16 protein-coding genes and 5 tRNA genes are annotated in these 18398 nt (G+C 70.4%); 15 read left to right on the forward strand and 6 right to left on the reverse strand.

The annotated features are described in order from the left end of the window. Positions 1-33: 33 nt before the first annotated feature. From JG540_RS01550 to JG540_RS01560, 3 genes are all read right to left on the reverse strand, one after another. Positions 34-2598, reverse strand: coding sequence for an ABC transporter permease (locus JG540_RS01550; protein ID WP_200276337.1), 2565 nt, complete (start codon positions 2596-2598; stop codon positions 34-36). Further along, positions 2595-3443 (reverse strand): ABC transporter ATP-binding protein, encoded by an 849-nt coding sequence (locus tag JG540_RS01555; RefSeq protein WP_200276338.1) that lies wholly within the window; start codon positions 3441-3443, stop codon positions 2595-2597. The genes JG540_RS01550 and JG540_RS01555 overlap by 4 nt, the downstream gene beginning before the upstream one ends. A 199-nt stretch (positions 3444-3642) precedes the next feature. Next, a complete protein-coding gene (locus JG540_RS01560; RefSeq protein ID WP_200276339.1) occupies positions 3643-4035 on the reverse strand; it encodes a metallopeptidase family protein in 393 nt (130 codons plus the stop codon). A 156-nt stretch (positions 4036-4191) separates the two neighbouring features. Between JG540_RS01560 and JG540_RS01565 the strand changes: the two genes are divergently transcribed. From JG540_RS01565 to JG540_RS01585, 5 genes are all read left to right on the forward strand, one after another. After that, positions 4192-4264, forward strand: a tRNA-Glu gene (locus JG540_RS01565). A gap of 38 nt (positions 4265-4302) precedes the next feature. After that, positions 4303-4376 (forward strand) — tRNA-Asp (locus JG540_RS01570). 51 nt (positions 4377-4427) lie between these two features. Then, positions 4428-4500 (forward strand) — tRNA-Phe (locus JG540_RS01575). A gap of 516 nt (positions 4501-5016) precedes the next feature. Beyond that, positions 5017-5090: transfer RNA gene (locus tag JG540_RS01580), tRNA-Asp, on the forward strand. Between the two features lie 51 nt (positions 5091-5141). Further along, positions 5142-5214 (forward strand) — tRNA-Phe (locus JG540_RS01585). Between the two features lie 153 nt (positions 5215-5367). Here the strand turns inward: JG540_RS01585 and JG540_RS01590 are convergent. Then, entirely contained in the window at positions 5368-6453 is a 1086-nt protein-coding gene (locus JG540_RS01590; protein ID WP_234042853.1) for a permease prefix domain 1-containing protein, read from the reverse strand. Then, positions 6453-6791 (reverse strand): PadR family transcriptional regulator, encoded by a 339-nt coding sequence (locus JG540_RS01600; RefSeq protein WP_200276341.1) that lies wholly within the window; start codon positions 6789-6791, stop codon positions 6453-6455. Before JG540_RS01600 ends, JG540_RS01590 begins: the two co-directional genes overlap by 1 nt. Positions 6792-7066: 275 nt before the next feature. Between JG540_RS01600 and JG540_RS01605 the strand changes: the two genes are divergently transcribed. The 10 genes from JG540_RS01605 to JG540_RS01650 all read left to right on the forward strand — a co-directional run bounded on the left by JG540_RS01605 (position 7067) and on the right by JG540_RS01650 (position 17643). Then, the gene (locus JG540_RS01605) at positions 7067-8254 is read left to right on the forward strand and encodes a mechanosensitive ion channel family protein (protein ID WP_200276342.1); all 1188 of its coding nucleotides are present in this window, start codon (positions 7067-7069) and stop codon (positions 8252-8254) included. A 50-nt stretch (positions 8255-8304) separates the two neighbouring features. Next, complete coding sequence (gene msrB, locus JG540_RS01610; protein WP_200276343.1) at positions 8305-8853, forward strand: peptide-methionine (R)-S-oxide reductase MsrB; 549 nt, start codon at positions 8305-8307, stop codon at positions 8851-8853. Continuing rightward, positions 8853-9794, forward strand: coding sequence for an endonuclease/exonuclease/phosphatase family protein (locus tag JG540_RS01615; protein WP_200276344.1), 942 nt, complete (start codon positions 8853-8855; stop codon positions 9792-9794). Before msrB ends, JG540_RS01615 begins: the two co-directional genes overlap by 1 nt. A 167-nt stretch (positions 9795-9961) precedes the next feature. Further along, positions 9962-10834, forward strand: coding sequence for an EamA family transporter (locus JG540_RS01620; RefSeq protein WP_200276346.1), 873 nt, complete (start codon positions 9962-9964; stop codon positions 10832-10834). An 81-nt stretch (positions 10835-10915) separates the two neighbouring features. Further along, complete coding sequence (locus JG540_RS01625) at positions 10916-11953, forward strand: SDR family NAD(P)-dependent oxidoreductase (protein WP_200276348.1); 1038 nt, start codon at positions 10916-10918, stop codon at positions 11951-11953. Positions 11954-12451: 498 nt separating this feature from the next. Next, entirely contained in the window at positions 12452-12871 is a 420-nt protein-coding gene (locus JG540_RS01630) for a DUF4870 domain-containing protein (RefSeq protein WP_200276350.1), read from the forward strand. A gap of 175 nt (positions 12872-13046) precedes the next feature. Beyond that, positions 13047-13592: a hypothetical protein gene (locus JG540_RS01635; protein ID WP_200276352.1), complete on the forward strand. Its 546-nt coding sequence runs from the start codon at positions 13047-13049 to the stop codon at positions 13590-13592. 254 nt (positions 13593-13846) lie between these two features. Then, on the forward strand, positions 13847-14461 hold the full coding sequence (locus tag JG540_RS01640) for a DUF4870 domain-containing protein (protein WP_200276354.1): 615 nt from the start codon (positions 13847-13849) through the stop codon (positions 14459-14461). Positions 14462-15623: 1162 nt separating this feature from the next. Further along, positions 15624-17132: a DEAD/DEAH box helicase gene (locus JG540_RS01645; protein WP_234042854.1), complete on the forward strand. Its 1509-nt coding sequence runs from the start codon at positions 15624-15626 to the stop codon at positions 17130-17132. A gap of 253 nt (positions 17133-17385) precedes the next feature. Further along, the gene (locus JG540_RS01650) at positions 17386-17643 is read left to right on the forward strand and encodes a GlsB/YeaQ/YmgE family stress response membrane protein (RefSeq protein ID WP_200276356.1); all 258 of its coding nucleotides are present in this window, start codon (positions 17386-17388) and stop codon (positions 17641-17643) included. A gap of 572 nt (positions 17644-18215) precedes the next feature. Here the strand turns inward: JG540_RS01650 and JG540_RS01655 are convergent. Continuing rightward, complete coding sequence (locus JG540_RS01655; RefSeq protein WP_200277965.1) at positions 18216-18332, reverse strand: type II toxin-antitoxin system prevent-host-death family antitoxin; 117 nt, start codon at positions 18330-18332, stop codon at positions 18216-18218. Positions 18333-18398: the final 66 nt, after the last annotated feature.

Consider the following 18398-nt stretch of genomic DNA (forward strand, 5'->3'; position numbering starts at 1 on the left):
CTCGTTCCTCGCTCGGCGTCAGGGACCCTGCCCCTACTCGGAGGCGATGGCCTCCAGCACGGGCAGGCGCGTGGCCCTCAGGGCGGGCCACAAGGAGGCGAGCACACCCACCACCACGGCGGTAACGACCATGCCCACCAGCTGACCCCAGGGGATCACCAGAGCGGTGAGCCCCTGGTCAGCCAGGTATGAGCGTAGCGCCGCCGCCAGCAACAGCCCAGTGCCCGCCCCCAGGACCGTGCCGTACACGGCGGTCAGCACGGACTCGGTCACGATCACCCCGGCCAGCTGGGAGCGGCCCAGGCCCACGGCCCGCATCAGCCCGATCTCCCGGGTGCGCTCCGACACGCTCAGCACCAGGGTGTTCACGATCCCCAGCACCGCGATGGCGATCGACAGCCCCAGCAGCGCGTAGAGCACGGCCAGCATCTGGTTGGCCTGCTGGCCCGCCTGGTCCGAGATCCGCTCCTGGTCCAGCACCTGGAACACGTAGGAGGGCGCCACCACGTCCTTGACCTGCTCACGCACCTTCTCCAGGTCCGTGCCCGGCTCCAGGGTCAGCAGCAGGCCGTGGGGGTTGTCCAGCAGCTCCTGGGCGCTCGCAGCGGGCGCGCCCATCAGGTCCCCCACCTGGGCGGCCAGGCCCGCGTTCATGTACAGGGAGGCTCCTACCCCCTTGGCGTCCGATACGCCGCACACGGTGGCCTGCACCGAGCCGGTGGGGCCCTTTACGGTCACGGAGTCGCCCTCCTTGAACCCGGTGGTCTTAAATGCCACCACGTGGGAGTCGTCAAGGCACTCCAGGGACCCGGAGACCATGACCGGGTCCCAGGCCCGCAGGTAGGAGGGGGCGTCCACGGCGGCGACCAGGGAGGTTCCGGGCTCCTGGCCCGGCCCGGCCACCGACACCATGCTCACGTGGAAGCCAGAGGTCTCGGCCACGCCGTCGATCTGGCTGATCTTCTCCTTGTACTCCTTGGGCAGCGCCTGGAGCTGGTTCACGGTGAAGGCCCGCACCAGCAGCTCGGCGTGCATGGAGTCGTTGATGACGTCGCGCACGGACTCCTTCATGGAGGCGGTGACCGTGGCGCCCGCGCTGACCAGTGCCACCCCGATCACCAGGGCCGCGGAGGTCGCCGCGGTCCGGCGCGGGGCGGCCACTAGGTTGCGGGCCCCCAGGCGTCCGCCCGGGCGCAGCACCCGCAGGGGCAGCCCCAGCGCAGTCACTACCGGGCGGGACAGGACGGGGGAGACCACCAGCACGCCCAGCAGCAGGGCTCCAGCCCCCGCCCCTAGCACCGCGCCCCGGTTGGCCAGGCCGGTGGCGTGCCAGGCGGCCAGCACCCCCGCCAGCCCGGCCGCCGTCAGCAGCAGGCCGATCACGGTGCGCAGCACCAGCGGCTTGTCCTTGGCCCCGGAGACCTGGCGCATGGCCTCCACCGGGGCGGTCAGGGCGGCGTCCCGGGCGGGCAGCAGGGCACCGACCACCGTCACCAGCATCCCCACCGCCACGGAGGTGATCGCGATCTGTGAGGTCATCGGCACGCCGCCCGGCAGCTCCATGCCCCCGGCCGCCAGCAGCGCCACCAGCAGCCGGGTCAGCCCGGCCCCGGCCAGCACTCCCAGGGCCGAGCCCACCAGGCCCACCACCAGGGCCTGCAGCAGCACCGTGAGGAACACCGAGAAGGTGGAGGCGCCCACGGCCCGCAGCAGCGCGAACTCCTTCTGCCGCTGGCGCACGCTCATGGCGAAGGTGTTCATGATGATGAAGGACCCCACGAACATGGCCAGCACCACGAAGACCAGCAGGAAGGTCTGCACGTAGCCGAGGATCTCCTCGATCTGGGAGTTCTGCTCCTTGAGCTCCTCGGCGCGGGTGCGCACCTGGGTCCCCGCGGGCATGGCGGCGGAGACCGCCTGCTTGACCTGGGCGGCGTCCGCCCCCTCGCTCAGGTAAAGCTCCAGGGACTGGACCCGCCCGTCCGGGGCGATCAGCGGCAGCATCCACTGGGGGTCCAGGCCCACGATCACGGCCCCCGCCAGGGAGGTGCCGTAGCTGAACTCACCGACGACCTCCACCTCCATCGGCGTTCCCAGGACCACGATATGCGTGCGGTCCCCGACGGTCAGGCCGGAGCGGCGGGCGGTGTCGGAGTCCAGGGAGATCTGCCCCTGGCCGCGGGGCCGGGTGCCTTTGACGATCTCCAGGCCGCGTTCGTCGTCGTAGATCGGCACCCCCATGGACGGTGCTCCCAGGGTGCCGACCGGCGCCTGGTCCTTGCCCACGAGTACCAGCTGCAGGGGCGAGAAGGCGTGCACCGAGTCGACGCCGGGCACCTGCTCCAGCTGCTCGCTGGCGGCCATCTCCACGGGCTCGCGCGCCCAGCCCCCGTTGGCGGCGTTCTGCGTGATCGGGGCGCCGGAGACGTAGAGGTCGGCGGTGAGCGTGGAGGCGGTCAGCGCGGAGAAGGTGTCGGACAGGACGTTGCGCAGGGCCAGGGTCCCCGACAGGAAGGTGACCCCCAGGACCACCGCCAGGGTGGTCAGCAGGAACTTGCCCAGGTGGGTGCGCAGCGAGCGCCAGGCCACCCGGGTCATGACTGGCTCCTGGTCTCTGACGCCAGCGGCTGCTCAGAGGCGGGGTCCAGGGGCTGGGCGAGCTCACGCAGGGCGTCCAGCACCCGCTCCTGGTCGGGGTCGTCCATCTGGGCCACGACCTTGCCGTCCCGCAGGAACAGCACCGTGTCCGCCCAGGCGGCGGCCTCTGGCTCGTGGGTGACCATCACGACGGACTGGCCCATCTCGTCCACGCTCTCGCGCAGGATCGTGAGCACCTGGCGGGTGGCCTGGGAGTCGAGGTTGCCGGTGGGCTCGTCGGCGAAGACGACGGCGGGGCGGCCTACCAGGGCCCGGGCGCAGGCCACGCGCTGCACCTGCCCGCCAGAGAGCTCAGCAGGCCGGTGGGTCAGGCGGTCGCGCAGGCCGACGGCGTCCACCACCCGGTTGAAGTGCGCGCGGTCCACCTTGCGGTGGGCGATGTCCAGCGGCAGGGTGATGTTCTCCTCGGCACTGAGGGAGGGCACCAGGTTGAATGCCTGGAACACGAAGCCGATGCGCTCGCGCCGTAGGCGGGTCAGGCGGCGCTGGCTCATGGAGGAGACCAGCTCGCCGTCCAGGTCGATGGTGCCGCTGGTGGCCCGCTCCAGCCCGGCCAGGCAGTGCATGAGCGTGGACTTGCCGGAGCCGGAGGGGCCCATGATCGCGGTGAAACGCCCCCGCCCCAGGCTCACGTCCACCTGGTCCAGGGCCTTTACGGCATTGTCCCCGCGCCCGTAGACCTTGGTCAGGGCCTGTGCGGTGACGACGGCGTCGGCGGCGGGGGTGTGCGCCCGCAGCCCCTGGGGGCGGGACGCTGGTACTGCTTCTGGGCTCAAATGATCCATGCGGCTATTGTCTCACCAGCTTGTTAGCCCCTGTATGGGTTTACTCCCTGAGGGAGCCCTGAGGGAGGGGCCGGGAGCCGTCTAGGCCAGCGGCCTGCCCACCACCGACGAGAGGCCCCTGTGGACGGGAACTGGGGGGCAGGTGGCCTGGAGTACCTGGGCTGCCGCAGATGCCTGGACTGCCAGCCCGGAGGTGGGGCTAGTCCCAGCCGAGCTCGTGCAGGCGGGCGTCGTCGATCCCGAAGTGGTGGGCCAGCTCGTGGATCACGGTCACGGCGATCTCGTGCACCAGCTCCTCGCGGTTGCGGCACCAGCGGGACAGCGGCCCCACGAAGACCGTGACCTGGTCGGGCAGTACCAGGTTCCAGGACTCGTCCCGCTCGGTGAGGGGCGTGCCCTCGTACAGGCCCAGCAGGGTGGGCAGGCCGTCCTCGTCGTAGTCCTGGTCGGTGAGCTGCTCGGGGTCGGGCTCGTCCTGGATCATCAGGGCCACGTTGTCCATGGCCTGGGTCAGCTCTTCCGGCAGGAGGTCCAGGGCGGCCTCGACGGCGGCGTCGAGCTCCTCCTCCGTGAGGTGCACCGGTGGGGTCATGGGGCCAGCCTGGCACGGGGCCGTGGGGGAGCGTGCGGGGGCACAGGGGATACGCTGGGGTGGTGAGCAGGCTCACGCCTAACGGATTTGCGTGTCCGGCTGGGGGCCCATAGTGTTCTTCCCGGTTCGAGGCGCGACGACGCCAAGGCCTAATGGGCCCCCATCGTCTAGCGGCCCAGGACCCCGCCCTTTCACGGCGGTAGCACGGGTTCGAATCCCGTTGGGGGTACGGATCGTGCAAGTGATTCCCGGCATTATGCCGCTCAAGGCCTTGTGGCGCAGTTGGTTAGCGCGCCGCCCTGTCACGGCGGAGGTCGCGGGTTCAAGTCCCGTCAAGGTCGCGGATCCCGGCCCGGTCAGCTTCGCGGAGCTGTCCGGGTTGGTTGTTCCGAGGCTCTGTAGCTCAGTTGGTAGAGCGTTCGACTGAAAATCGAAAGGTCACCGGATCGACGCCGGTCGGAGCCACGACGGAGGGCCCGTCACCCAAAAGGTGACGGGCCCTCGTCGCGTCTCTGGGGCGGGCCGCATTTTGTCACTGGTGGAGGATTAGAGCGGTCTTCTGGTGCGGAGACCAGGAGGTTTTTGGCTTGGTTCCGCGGTAGTTGAGGGGTCAGCGGTCGGCGTGAGGGTTTCTGTCCCTCCGCCAGTGACAGGCTGACGCCTGGGTGGGTGCATCCGGCTGTCCCGCGGCCTGCCGGGTGGGGTGTCGGCGGGTTGGCCGCACGCCCGGTGAGTGGGGCTTTTGGTGTCGGGGTGGGGGTGTTTTGTCACTGGTGGAGGATTAGAGCGGTCTTCTGGTGCGGAGACCAGGAGGTTTTTGGCTTGGTTCCGCGGTAGTTGAGGGGGCAGCGGTCGGCGTGAGGGTTTCTGTCCCTCCGCCAGTGACAGGCTGACGCCTGGGCGGGGCTCCGGGACTGGGCTGTGACGTACCTCCGGCTTGGACTGGGGTCGTAGGTCCGGTAGAGTCTCGCCTGCTTACAAGGCCTTGTGGCGCAGTTGGTTAGCGCGCCGCCCTGTCACGGCGGAGGTCGCGGGTTCAAGTCCCGTCAAGGTCGCGGATCCCGGCCTGGTCAGCTTCGTGGAGCTGTCCGGGTTGGTTGTTCCGAGGCTCTGTAGCTCAGTTGGTAGAGCGTTCGACTGAAAATCGAAAGGTCACCGGATCGACGCCGGTCGGAGCCACGGCCAGGCCTCTGGGAGGAGTTCCTCCCAGAGGCCTTTCAGCGTCCGGCTGGTGGGCCGGGAAGGCCCGGGGTGTGACCTCAGGACCAGTCCGGAGGGTGCTTGGTCTGTGTGTAGTCAGGACCAGCCCAGAGCGCCCCTGGTCGGTGCACCTCAGGACCGGGGGTGCTTGTTGCGGTACTCCTCCCAGGCGCCGATGCCAGCAGACAAGGCCCCGAAGGCCAGCCCGGCCACCGGCCAGACGACCCAGCTGCGGTCCCAGGCGTCTGTCAGGAAGGACCAGCACAGGTAGCCTGCGGTGACCAGGGGCCAGTAGACGGCCGCCACGACGCCGATGAGGCTGTTGGCCTTGCCGCTTGATCCCCCGCCAGGGCGCCGCCCCTCCTCGGTGAGGGTGCTGTGGGTGGAGGAGGCCCAGGTATGGGGCAGCAGCACCAGCAGGCCCAGGGCCACCAGCATCAGGGTCAAGGCGAAGCCCAGGCCACTGTAGTCGGTGTCCTTACCGTCGGAGAGGATGCCGGTGCCCATCGCGGGCACGGCCGAGACGATCCACAGGCTCACTGCGATCGTGAGCGCCCGCGAGCGGGGCCCCTCGTGCTCCACCCGCAGCCGCGCAGCCCAGGCGGAGACGATCGGGTCCTGCGTGAAGCGCCCCTGGAGGAGGTGCCGCACTCCCGCGAAGGCCTGGTTGCGGCGGATCAGCAGGGACACCGCCCAGGCCACGATTACCAGGGTCAAGGTGGCCCCTAACGTCACGGCCTGGTCCTCGCTCAGGGGCAGCCCCAGCAGGGAGACGGAGTCTGACAGGGCCAGGGGGATGGCGGCCAGGACGCACAGGGCCACGCCTTGACCCAGGAGCCTGCCGGTGCGGCGGCGGGCCTCGGCCAGCTGCTGGGCCTCGGGCAGGGTGACGACGGGGTAGCCGTCCACGGCTAGGGCGCCTGCCGCACCTGTCATGCCTGCCTGGGTGGGGGTGCTGCCCTGGAGGGGGCTGGGGCCGCCGTCGGCCTGGGCGCCCCGGATCTCCGGCAGGATGCCGAGCACGGGGGCTAGTTCCTCCAGGTTGCCGAAGTCGGTGATGACCTGGCCCACGGCCTCGTTGTGGGTCTTGCCGGAGCTCAGGGCGTCGGCGTAGGCGTCCTCCATCATGGCGCGCAGCTCCGCCTTGGCCTCCGTCATGCGTGGGCTGGTGGGGTAGGGGGCGAACATGGCTTGCAGGAAGGTGTCGATGGCGTCCATCAGGAGCGTCCTTTCTGGGGGAAGGCAAAACGGTCAACGAGGTTCTTGGTGTCCTCCCACTCGGCGAGCTTGTCGCTCAGGTGGGCGGATCCCTGGGGGGTGAGGCGGTAGTAGGTGCGGGGCTTGCCGGAGCCGGAGACGTCCGCGAAGGACTCGGTCAGCCCGGCTGCCTCCAGCCGCTTGAGGGCGGTGTAGAGGGTGGTCTGCTTGATGCTGTAGGCCTCCCCGGAGACCTCTGAGATGGTCTTGGCCAGCTCGTAGGCGTAGGAGGGGTGGTGCTGCAGCAAGGACAGGACGATCAGGTCGATGTACCCGCGTATGGCGTCTGCGCTGATCATCGGGGCTCCTTCCTGCCGAATGTCTTACGCCAAGCGTACTACGGCTGGCGTAGTACGGCAAACGTGTACTTGGTTGGGGGCTCAGTCCCGGCCCGGTCCTGACCAGGAGCACGGCCCGTACCCGCACGGCTGAGCCGAGGGCGGCTTCAGTGCCCCTGCTCCCACGGCCGGTCCGGTCATGGAGCCGCCCTAGGTGGAGGGCTGCCAGCCAGCCCCCTGCTCCCACGGCTGGTCCAACGGCACTGCCCGGTGTCTCCAGGCCCTAACCTGTGGGCATGCTGCACGTCGCCACGCCTACCCCCACGCCCAGTCCCGGACCGGTGGAGGAGGCTGCGGAGGTGGTGGTGCAGGCAGGCCTCAGCCTCCTGTACGTGGCCTGGCGCGTCGGGGCCGGGGCGCTGCTCGGCCTGGCCGCCGCCGCGGCCCTGGCCCTGGTGCTGTCCGTCCTGGGCCGCCGCCGCGCCCTGCTGGCAGAGTTCCGCAAGTACTCCCGCAGCACCCTCTACCTGGGTGGGGCGCTCACCGGCGCCTGGCTGGGCCTGCAGTACGCCTACCTGGACCACCTGGCGCCCGACTGGGTGGCCCTGGTCTCCCGCCTCCTGCTGGCGGGCGTGGTGCTGGCCGGGGCGGGCGTCGTCGTCGCCCTGGTAAAGGCCGTGGAGGCCAGCATCGTCACCGCCGTGGAGGACGACGGCGACCTGCGCCGGGCCAACCGCATCAAGACCCAGGCCCAGGTGCTGCGCCGCGTGATCCAGGTGGTGATAGTCGTGTGCGGCCTGGCGGGGGCGGCCATGGTCTTCCCCAGCGCCCGCCTGGCCATGGGCTCCCTGCTGGCCTCCGCCGGTCTGGTCTCCGTGATCGCGGGCCTGGCCGCCCAGTCCACCCTGGGCAACGTGTTCGCGGGCCTGCAGCTGGCCGCCACCGACGCGATCCGGGTGGGTGACGTGGTCAAGGCTGACCTGGACCAGGGCACCGTGGAGGAGATCACCCTGACCTACGTGGTGGTGCGCATCTGGGACGACCGGCGCGTGATCTACCCCTCCAGCCACTTCACCACCAACCCCTTCTCCAACCTCTCCCGCCGTGGCACCCAGCTCACCGGCACTGTCAGCATGCAGCTGGACTTCCGGGTGCCCGTGGAGCGCCTGCGCGCCGAGCTGGAGCGGGTGGTGGCGCAGGCCCCCGGCTGGGACGGGCGCGAGGCCAGCCTGCAGGTCACCGACGCCGTCGCCGGGGTGGTGACCGTGCGGATCGTGCTCTCCGGGCGGGACACCAGCAGCGTCTTCGACCTGCAGTGCTACGTGCGCGAGCACCTGCTCACCTGGCTGCAGATGGAGGTGCCGGAGGCCCTGCCCCGCACCCGGGTGGTGGTGGAGGCCGACCCGGGCGTGGACGCCCGCGCGGCCCTGGAGGCCGCCAGCGGGGGCGCGGCTGCCGGTCTGCCGGGGGCTAGACCCCTGTGACGGCGGTCGCTGTAAGGTGGACTCAGGCGAGCAGGTGACACACTGGGGGCATGAGCAAGCAGACCTCCCGCAACGCCCTTGACGGTATCCGCCAGCTCCTCAGCGGCCTGGGCACCAGCCCCGCCACCGCTGACGACGACGCCCACGCCGCCGCCAGCCGCCCCGGCGGCGCGGCCGGGGAGGGCGTGGACCCCACCACCCTCAGCGACGCCCAGTGGCGTGAGCGCCTGACCCCGATGGAGTTCCACGTGCTGCGCGAGGCCGGCACCGAGCGGGCCTTCACCGGCAGGCTCCTGGACGAGAAGCGGGAGGGCGTCTACCGCTGCCGGGCCTGCGGGGCCGAGCTGTTCCGCTCCACCACCAAGTTCGACTCCCACTGCGGCTGGCCCTCCTTCTACGACCCCTCCGACTCCGAGGCCGTCACCCTGCTGCGGGACACCAGCCACGGCATGGTGCGCACCGAGGTCCGCTGCGCCCGCTGCGACAGCCACCTGGGCCACGTCTTCGACGACGCCCCGCACACCCCCACCGGGCAGCGCTACTGCATGAACTCCATCAGCCTCAGCTTTGACGCGGACCAGACCGACCAGGAGGACTGATGCTGCGCGTCCTCAGCCTCAACCTCCAGCACGGGGCCATCGGGGCCGGGGCCGCGCAGGCCACGGCGCTGCCCCACCAGGCCCTGGCCGGGCAGGACGTCGCCCACCCGCCCACCGCCCAGGCGGCCCTGGAGGCCCTGGCTGAGCAGGTCAGCGAGCTGGCCCCCGACGTCGTGGTCCTCCAGGAGGTGGACCACCACCAGCGCCGCTCGGCCGGGCTGGACCAGACCACGGTACTGGCCGGGCTGCTGGGCATGAGCCACCACCGCTTCGCAGCCGCCTGGGCCGGGCCGGTGGCCGGGCTGCGCCGTCGCCCCCGCGGCAGCGCCCTGCGCGACCCCGGTGACGAGCCGCTCGGCCCCCTGCGGGCCGCCGTGGACCTGCCCCTGCAGGGATTCGGCAACGCCATCATCAGCCGCCACCCGGTGGAGGCCTGGCGCGTGCAGCGGCTCGGGCGCGGGGCCCCCTCCTGGACCCGGCGCGGCCCTGCCTGGGACCCCCGCAGCTACCGGCTGTGGACCGCCTCCGCCCGGGTCATGCTGGCCGCCACCATCCGTACCGGCGACGGCGCGGACCAGCAGGTCACGGTCGGGGTGACCCACCTGGCCACCAATACCGACACCGCCCGCCGCCAGCTCGCGGAGGCCTGGCGGGCCCTGGCCGGTCTGCCCGGCGCCCACCTGCTGGCCGGGGACCTGAACCTGCGCGAGCACCAGGTGGCGGCCCTGGGGCTGGCCCGGCTGGTCGGCACCGGGCACACCTACCCGGCAGGCAGCCCGGACCACCGGATCGACCACTTCCTCACCGACCCCTGGCCCACCGGGCCTGACGGCCTGCCAGCCGCCGCCCCCGGGGTGCTGCGGGCCGTGGGCTGGGGTACCCGCAGCTTCCTGCTCTCCGACCACGCGGGCACCTGGGTGGACCTGGAGCCCCTGGCCTGAGCGGACCGGGTGCGGAGGCTGGCGCGAGGACCTGGTGCCGGGGCCTGGTGCGTGGCACTGGCGCTGGGGCCTGGCGCGGCCACCACGTTCCCCTGCTGCCCGGCCTGACCCGGCCCAGGGCAGGAGCGAGTCAGGGGCAGCGGGGTGCGACGCGCACAATGGGCCCCATGTCCGTCCCCGCCCCTAACCTGACCGCCCGGGCCCGTGGTCTGCTCGACCGCGTGCCCGCGCCCCTGCTGTTCATCGCCTCCGGCAGCTCCTCCTACGTGGGGGCAGGATTCGCCGTGACCCTGTTCGCTCTCATGCCCCCCACCACCGTGGCCTGGTGGCGGGTGAGCATCGGCACCGTCGTGCTGCTGGCGTGGCGCAGGCCCTGGCGGCGCCCCTGGACACCCCGCGCCCTGGCCACCGCCGCGCTGTTCGGTGTCGCCACCGCCACCATGAACGTGATCTTCTACGCCTCCATCAGGTACCTGCCCCTGGGCACCGCCGTGTCCCTGGAGTTCGTGGGGCCGGTCGCCGTGGCCCTGACCACCGGCCGGGGCTGGCGGCCCCGGGTGGCGGCCGCCCTGGCCCTGGCCGGGGTGGTGTCCATCTCCGGGCTCGGGCTCGACCTTACGGACGCGGGCCAGCGCACCGGGGTGCTGCTGGCGCTCGCGGCCGGGACCGCCTGGGCCTGCTACATCCTGCTGGGGCGCAAGGTGGCCGCCGCCGGCAGCGGCCTGGACTCCCTGGCGGTGGCCTGCCTGGCGGGCTCCCTGTTCTACCTGCCGCTGGCCCTGCCCACTGCCGGGGCCGCCCTGGGCACCGTGACGACGGCGCTCACCGTGCTGGGGGTGGGGCTGGCCTCCACGGTGGTGCCCTTCGTGCTGGACCAGGTGACTCTCAAGCGCTTGCAGACCGCCACCTTTTCGCTGCTCTCCGCGCTGCTGCCAGCCACCAGCCTGGCGGTGGGGGTGCTCATGCTCCGCCAGCTGCCCAACGTGTGGGAGCTGCTTGGCCTGGCGCTGGTCTCGGTGGCCGTGGCCCTGTCCCGCTGAGGCGGGGAGGGGACCTGTCACTGGTAAGAGGGCTGACGCCGTCCGCCTTTCCGCTAGCCTGGCCAGAGGAAGGGGAGCCAGATGAGCAGCACACAGCCCACCGAACACAGTGAACAGGACCGCCCGCCGCACCCAGGCCGCCCCGGCGCCGCTGGCCCCGGCAGCCGCCCCATCCGCCCCCGCCGCAGGCGCCCAGTGGCGCTCGTGGCCGGGGCCTCCCGGGGCCTGGGGCTGCTGATCGCCAAGGACCTGGTACGGCGCGGCTTCGACGTGGCCGTCTGCGCCCGCAACGAGAAGACCCTGGAGCAGGCCGCCAAGCGCCTACAGGCCGTGGACCAGCGGGTGCGGGTACTGGCCCAGGTCTGCGACGTCGCTGATCCCGACGCCGTGACCGCCTTCGTGGACCGTGCCTGGACCGAGCTGGGACCAGTGCAGGTGGCGATCCACGTGGCGGGGATCATCCAGGTCGGGCCGTGGCAGGCCACCAGGCGCGAGAGCTTTGAGAAAGCCGTCGACGTGATGCTGTGGGGGCCGGTCAACCTGGCCCTGGCGGTGGTGCCGCGTATGGTGGAGCGGGGTCGGGGCCGCTTTGGGGTGGTGGCCTCAGTGGGGGGCAAGGTCGCACCTCCCCGGCTGCTGCCCTACTCGGTGGCGAAGTTCGGCTCCGTGGCCCTGGCCGAGGGGCTGGCTGCCGAGCTGGCAGGAACCGGCGTGACCTCGACGCTGCTGGTGCCTGGGCTCATGCGCACCGGCTCCCACACGCAGGCCACCTTCTTTGGGGACCCGGCCCGGCAGTACGCCTGGTTCGCCCCCAGCGCCTCGCTGCCGCTGCTCTCCATGAACGCTGAGCGTGCCGCCTCCAAGATGGTCACCGCCGTGCTGCGGGGCAGGCGCGTGGTCCACCTGTCCGCCCTGAGCAAGGTCGCCACCAGGGTGCACGGCCTGGCCCCGTCCACCACCGTGCGGGTCATGGAGCTGGTGAGCCGGGTGCTGCCCAAGGGGGAGGACCCCGAGGTCGTTGACGGGCGCACCGCCCGCCAGGCACTGGGCTCACCGCTCGTGGACCGGCTCACCGCCCTGGGGGACCGGGCGGCCAGGAGCGGCACGGAGCCCAGTTGACCGCGGCCAGGTGCGGTGTGTATGCCTGGGTGCCCTGGCGGACGCCGGGAACGGCCGGTGCTCAGGGCGGGCGGCAGTGAGCCAGTGAGGGCTGGCATACTCTCAGGTGGCCCTGCTGGCCCGGCAGGGTGGGGCCCTGACCTGGGAGAGATGATGACCTACCCCGACTACGCCAGCCAGCCGCCGTACACTCCGGTGCCGCCGCCCCCGGCTGCGGGTCCTGCGCCAGCAGGTGAGCCGCTGGCTGGTGGGCTGGGACCCGGGAGCAGCCCGCTGGCCGGTGCGCCCTACCTGCAGGGTGGCCCTGGGTACCCGGCTTCACCTGGGTACCCAGGTGCTTCGGGGTACCCCACTGCGCCTGGGTACCCCACTGCGCCCGGCTACCCTGGGTACCCCACTGCACTGGGCTACGAGAGCGTGCCGGGGTATCCGGGTGCCTCGGGTTACCAGGGCGCGCCGGGGTACCAGGGCGCTTCGTACCCTCCCGGGTACGCGGCCATGCCAGTTCCGCTCGTGCGGGACCCGGCTACCGTCAACTGCGCCTTCCCCTGGTTCCTGGGGTTGCTGGTGATGCTTCCCCTGCCCTTCATAGGGGCGATCGCCGGAGCGGCAGGCCCCCTGGTAGCCGGGTTGGTCTGGAAGATGGAAGGCGCGACCCGTGGGCGCACCCAGGCCCGGCAGGCAGCCAGCTGGGGGCTGACTTTCCTCCTGGTCATGCTCGTGCTGGCGGTGGCACGCATCTGGGTGTTCCTCGCCCAGGTCAGGAGCGGACGCCCAGAAACCTTCTCCTGGGGGGACCTTCTTGTGATCCTGACCTGGGTCCTCCTCCTGCTGCACATAGTGGTCTGTGCGGTCGGAGGCGTGCGGGCCAGCCGGGGCAAGACGATGCCTTTCTACGGGATCCCCTTCTTCCGCTGACTCAGGCGGGTTCCGGGGCAGGCCGTTCAGGTGCGCCAGCACTTAGCTCTACCTGAACTTAGGGAGCCTATCTGCTAAAGCGGCAAGCTGATTGGTGGTTGCGCTTGCTAAACAACGGGGGGGGGTAGTCTTCCGCTGCTTCTACCCCTACCCCATTATCCCGAAGGAGACTCCTATGTCTTTGAGCCTTTCTGCAAAAGGGCGTTCCTCGTTTGCCCGCCGGGTCTGCGTAGGTGCGGTCACGCTGGTCGTGGTCGCCGGAGGGCTGACTGCTTGTGGTAAGACAGCCAGCCAGGACGCTGCCCAGGAGAAGGTAGATGCCGCTGCCACCCAGGCTGCGGCTGTGGCCACGCAGGCTGAGGAAGCCTTGGCCAAGGCCTCAGAGGCCGCTAAGGACCTCAAGGACGTGAAGGCGGACAACCACAAGATCGTCTTCGAGGTCACCAGCTCCTCCGCCACCACCGCGGACATCACGATCACCACCCTCGACGCCAACGGCAACCTCTCCCAGGAGCAGAAGACTGATGAGCCGCTGCCCTTCACCAAGACGGTCGAGGTCGACGGCTCCGTGGTGCTCGACGCCTCCAACGCCAACATGCTGGTGCAGGCCAAGGACGGTGAGGACATTACCGCCACCCTGACGATCGACGACCAGGCCCCGGTCACCTCCACCGGTAGCGGCCCCTTCGCGAGCACGATCGTCCAGGGAGCCAGCAAGTAGCTCCTTGATCCCATAGCGACCTTGTCGGACTGGGGCACCTGTCTGGCGGGCCGTGAGCATACTGTCGGGGTGGTACGGCGCTAACGCGCTGGACCACCCCGACCTGGTCTCCGTGCCACCGGGACCTTTGGCATTTCTACGCCATGCTCCAAGCCCGCTAGGGCTGCTCTCCGTGCTGGCAGGACCTTTGGCATACTGTCAGGTGGTTTCGCTCCCCCGCCTGACAGGGCGGGCAGTCCTGATCTGGAGACAAGATGACCTACCCTGACTACCCCAGCCAGCCGCAGCAGGGCGTGGCGCCGTCCAACCTGCCAGGCGCCCCTGCGCCAGCAGGCAGCCCGATGGCCGGTACGCCTTACTCGCAGGTCGGTGCAGGCAACCTGGCAGGCCCAGGCGGTGGTGGCACGCTGGGCTACCAAGGTTCCCCGTATCCCGCCAGCTTTCCAGGCGTGCAGCTTCCGGCTGCGCAGGACCCGGCCACCGTCAACTGTGTCGTCCCCTGGTTCCTGGGGTTGCTGCTGCTGGTACCTATTCCTGTTGTGGGGTGGCTTTCTGGGGGGCTGGGCCCGGTGATCGCTGGTCTGAGCTGGAAGGTGGAAGGAGCGACTACCGGGCGCGCCCAGGCCCGGCAGGCGGCCAGCTGGGGGCTGACCTACCTCCTGTGCTCTCTAGTGCTGTTTGTGGCATACGTATGGATGCTCCTTGCACTCACGAAGGACGGGCCGGTCAAGGAGTTCTTCCCTCTGGGTATCCCGCTGGCCGCCCTCGGGCTGCTAACGCTGTTCCACCTGGTCCTGTGCGTGGTGGGGGGAGTGTGGGCCAGCCAGGGCAAGACGATGCCCTTCTACGGGATCCCCTTCTTCCGCTGAGCGGCCCCTAGGGTAGTGGGCTGGTCCTGGCTGCTGGGACTGCCCGGGCACGTGCTGGCCTATCTGCTCAGCCCTGACACATCAGGGCATTGCCAGTGCGGCTACGTCCACCGCACCGACTGGAGCGCTCAGCCCTGACACATCAGGGCATTAGTGCCTGGGCGCTCCGCTTGCTTCAAAGTTATCCACAACCGTCCTGTACGGCAGGTGGTTCTGACATAGTTCCAGGTGGTCGTGTTATCCCGCCTGACCAGGCGGGCAGTCCTGATCTGGAGGCATGATGACCTACCCTGAGTACGCCAACCAGCCGCAGCAGACCCCGACGTCGTCGTCGCAGCCTGGCGGTCTGCAGCTGGCGGGATCCCCTGAGCCTGATGACCTGCCCGGCCCGCAGAGCGGTGCGGTGCCCCTGGGGGAACCTGCTGAGTCGGGCACCCCTCAGCCTGCCGGTATTCCAGCCCTTCCACCTGCCGGTGTGCAGAACCAGAATGAGGGCGTCTGCCCTGCTCCCTGGTTCCTGGGGCTGATACTAGTGCTTCCTGCGCTAATGTTGTTCAGGTCTCTAATTGCCGACGTCGTGGGGATTTCTGCGGGGCTGGTGCAGCTGGTTGCCGGTCTGCTCTGGAGCCGGAAAGGTTCTGCGCTCGGGCGGACCCAGGCCCGGCAGGCCGCCAGCTGGGGGCTGACATTTACCTTGGGGATTTTCCTGCTGCAAGGAGTCTTTGTTGTCGTAGGCGTGGTGGCAGTAGAGCAAGGACCGTCCGCCTGGCTTACCGGCTTACTGCTCTTAGGGATCGTGGGATCAGGGATCTGGGTGCTGTCCCTGGCCCACCTGGTCCTGAGCGTGGTCGGGGGAGTGTGGGCCAGCCAGGGCAAGATAATGCCCTTCTACGGGATACCATTCTTCCGCGGGCCGCTTTCCACGAGGGGTCGCCCCGGTCCAGCGCGGGGCCGGTGACGCGCAGGAGAGCCAGGTCATGGCGCAGGGCCTCCCGGCAAGGCACAATTGGTCCCCGGCCCAGCATCCTGCTGCGGCCAGGCTGGTGCCCCGGCTCCGGCAGGTCCCTGGCGGCCTGCGACGTCGAGCCCTGATACCGGCACCACCGCACCGCTGCGCCCCAGGCCCGGTGCCTGGGTGCCCGGCCTGAACGACAGGACCACCGTGCCCACCACTTTCGCCGCGCTCGGCGTCGACCCTGACCTGGTCGCTGACCTCAACCGCCGCGGGTTCACCAGCCCCTTCCCCATCCAGTCCGCCACCCTGCCCGACACCCTGGCTGGGCGGGACGTCCTGGGCAGGGGCCGCACCGGCTCTGGCAAGACCCTGGCCTTCAGCCTGCCCCTGGTGCAGCGCCTGGCCGCAGAGGACTGCGCCCGCCCCGGCCATCCCATCGGCCTGGTGCTCGCCCCCACCCGCGAGCTGGCCAACCAGATCGCGGAGGTGCTCAGCCCCCTGGCTGCCGCCGTGGACATGACCGTCACCACCGTGTTCGGCGGGGTCTCCCAGCGGCCCCAGGAGCAGGCCCTGGCCAAGGGGGTGGACGTGGTCGTCGCCTGCCCCGGCCGGCTGCTGGACCTGATGGCCCAGGGTCTGGTCCACCTCGACGAGGTCAGCGTGACCGTCATCGACGAGGCCGACCACATGGCTGACCTGGGCTTCCTGCCCTCAGTGCGCCGCATCCTGCGCGCCACCCCCGCCGACGGGCAGCGCCTGCTGTTCTCGGCCACCCTGGACAACGGCGTGGACAAGCTGGTCAAGGAGTTCCTGAGCTCGCCCCTGCAGCACGCCGTGGACCCGGCCGTGTCCCCGGTGGCCAGCATGGAGCACCGCGTCTGGCTGGTGGCTGACAAGACCGCCAAGGACGGCGTGATGACCCGCCTGGCCTCCGGCACCGGGCAGCGCATCCTGTTCACCCGCACCAAGCACCTGGCCCGCCGGATCGCACGCAAGCTGGTGGCTCACGGCATCCCCGCCGTCGAGCTGCAGGGCAACATGAGTCAGAACGCCCGGGAGCGGGCCATGGGGGCCTTCGCCAGCGGTCAGGTGCACGTCATGGTGGCCACCGACATCGCTGCGCGCGGCATCGACGTCAGCGGCGTGGAGCTGGTGGTGCACGTGGACCCGCCCGCTGAGCACAAGGCCTACCTGCATCGTTCCGGGCGCACCGCGCGGGCGGGGGCGGACGGCGTGGTGGTCACGCTGGTGCTGCCCGAGCAGCGCAAGGACGTGGAGGTGCTGCTCAAGAAGGCCAAGATCAAGGCCGGTTTTGAGCGCGTCCGCCCCGACGACGACGCCGTGGCCGAGCTGGTGGGCCAGGTGGCGCAGCCCGTCCCGGTGGAGCAGATGCCGCCGGGCGTGGCGATCAAGGGCGGTGGGGCGCCGGTGGCCGCCAAGGGCCTGGCTGGTCGCGGCGGGCACGCCCCCAAGCGCACGGCGACGGCGGCCAAGCGGGCAGGGGCCAAGGGTGGTGCCGGCCGGGCTGGGAGCACTGGTGGAGGTACGGCGCGGGCCGGGGCTGCTGGTGGCGGTGCTGGGCGGGCCGGTAGCGCCGGTGGCCGTGCTGGCGGGCAGACTGCTCCTAAGACCGGGGCGAAAGGCGGGGGCAAGGTGCGCAGCCAGCGTCCGGCGGCCGGGACGCGCCGTGGTGGCGGGCACCGTAGCGCCCGTTGAGTCGGCTTTGTGCTGACCTGCCTTGCGCTGGTCGGCTTTGTGGGAGCCCGGACGTGGCTGGAACCGTGCTGCGCGTTGAAGCAGAACAGTGAGTGGGCTGGGTGCGGGCAGGGTCGACCAGTTGGCAGGCCGGGGTTCGGTGACGCTTCAACTTCTCATGGTATGGTCGGCGTGAACATGAAGGACAGATTTAGGTGTCTGGGGCAGGGACACGCCCTGCGGGCACCTGGAGCGAGATGAACGGAGAGAGCAAATGGGCGAGCTGATCGGCATGATCGTGTTCGGTGGCGTAATCGGCGTCATCGCCAAGTTCCTGAGGAAGGGCGACGAGCAGATCTCGCCCATGTGGACTATCGCCCTGGGGGTCGTCGGTGCTTTCCTGGGCGGCTGGATCGCCGGGATCCTGGGTGTGGCTGAGACCCCTGGCATCGACTGGATCCGCTGGATCGCCTCCGTGGTGTGCGCCATGGGCGCTATCAGCGTCTACCTGGGGCTGCGCCGCAGCAAGTGAGCCGCAGCAAGTGAGCGTGCGCCCGTTGTAGGCGTGGGCTGACCTAGCAGACCTGCATGAGACGGCTCCGGAGTCCGGGGGGTGGATTGGCCCTCCCTGGACGCCGGGGCCGTCTCGCTTACTTGCGGCGGGGTGGTGCTTACGGGGTGCGTTGGCTGGCTCGGAGCCTTTCCGCCTGCCGGGCACCAGCCTTCTCCGCCCGGTCCAGGAAGGCCTGACGGCGCTGCGGGGGGTCCTACTTGCCCTCCATGCTGCCCAGGACCAGGCGTTGGGTGACGCGTGTCCCGCAGTAGCCGAGCACTGCGCGGCTGAGGCGAGCCACCGGCGCCGCTGGGGCCAGGCGCGTCCACGCGGCCGGCCCGTGGGAGGTGGTGACCAGGGAGGCTGTGCGGCCTATGAGCAGCCGGTCGGGCTTGCGGGGCGCTATCTGGTTGCGCGTGCCGAAGCGGCTGGGTGGGGACCGGTTGTTATGGCTGCTGCGGTGAGGTTGACGTGGTAGGTCGTGGGCGTAGGTCGGTGTGCAGCTGTTCTAGGGGGACGCGCAGGCCGTCGTCGTTGGCCTTGGCCTCACGCTAGGCGGCCAGGTCCTGGGCCATCTTGAGCTCCTCCAGTGCCTCCAGATCGGCCACACTGACCACAACAGCAGTCAACCGGCCATTGCGGGTCACTCCGATGCGCTCTCCGATCAGTACAGCTAGACATGCTGCGCGTCATGCCTGGTCAGGAAGCCAATATCGACGCCGACCATGGCACCA

Source organism: Actinomyces weissii (assembly GCF_016598775.1).
Lineage (GTDB): Bacteria > Actinomycetota > Actinomycetes > Actinomycetales > Actinomycetaceae > Actinomyces > Actinomyces weissii.

Coding starts and splice junctions, on each gene's coding strand:
- JG540_RS01550 (WP_200276337.1), bottom strand. CDS start 2,598: ATGACCCGGGTGGCCTGGCGCTCGCTGCGCACCCACCTGGGCAAGTTC.
- JG540_RS01555 (WP_200276338.1), bottom strand. CDS start 3,443: ATGGATCATTTGAGCCCAGAAGCAGTACCAGCGTCCCGCCCCCAGGGG.
- JG540_RS01560 (WP_200276339.1), bottom strand. CDS start 4,035: ATGACCCCACCGGTGCACCTCACGGAGGAGGAGCTCGACGCCGCCGTC.
- JG540_RS01590 (WP_234042853.1), bottom strand. CDS start 6,453: ATGGACGCCATCGACACCTTCCTGCAAGCCATGTTCGCCCCCTACCCC.
- JG540_RS01600 (WP_200276341.1), bottom strand. CDS start 6,791: ATGATCAGCGCAGACGCCATACGCGGGTACATCGACCTGATCGTCCTG.
- JG540_RS01605 (WP_200276342.1), top strand. CDS start 7,067: ATGCTGCACGTCGCCACGCCTACCCCCACGCCCAGTCCCGGACCGGTG.
- msrB (WP_200276343.1), top strand. CDS start 8,305: ATGAGCAAGCAGACCTCCCGCAACGCCCTTGACGGTATCCGCCAGCTC.
- JG540_RS01615 (WP_200276344.1), top strand. CDS start 8,853: ATGCTGCGCGTCCTCAGCCTCAACCTCCAGCACGGGGCCATCGGGGCC.
- JG540_RS01620 (WP_200276346.1), top strand. CDS start 9,962: ATGTCCGTCCCCGCCCCTAACCTGACCGCCCGGGCCCGTGGTCTGCTC.
- JG540_RS01625 (WP_200276348.1), top strand. CDS start 10,916: ATGAGCAGCACACAGCCCACCGAACACAGTGAACAGGACCGCCCGCCG.
- JG540_RS01630 (WP_200276350.1), top strand. CDS start 12,452: ATGCCAGTTCCGCTCGTGCGGGACCCGGCTACCGTCAACTGCGCCTTC.
- JG540_RS01635 (WP_200276352.1), top strand. CDS start 13,047: ATGTCTTTGAGCCTTTCTGCAAAAGGGCGTTCCTCGTTTGCCCGCCGG.
- JG540_RS01640 (WP_200276354.1), top strand. CDS start 13,847: ATGACCTACCCTGACTACCCCAGCCAGCCGCAGCAGGGCGTGGCGCCG.
- JG540_RS01650 (WP_200276356.1), top strand. CDS start 17,386: ATGGGCGAGCTGATCGGCATGATCGTGTTCGGTGGCGTAATCGGCGTC.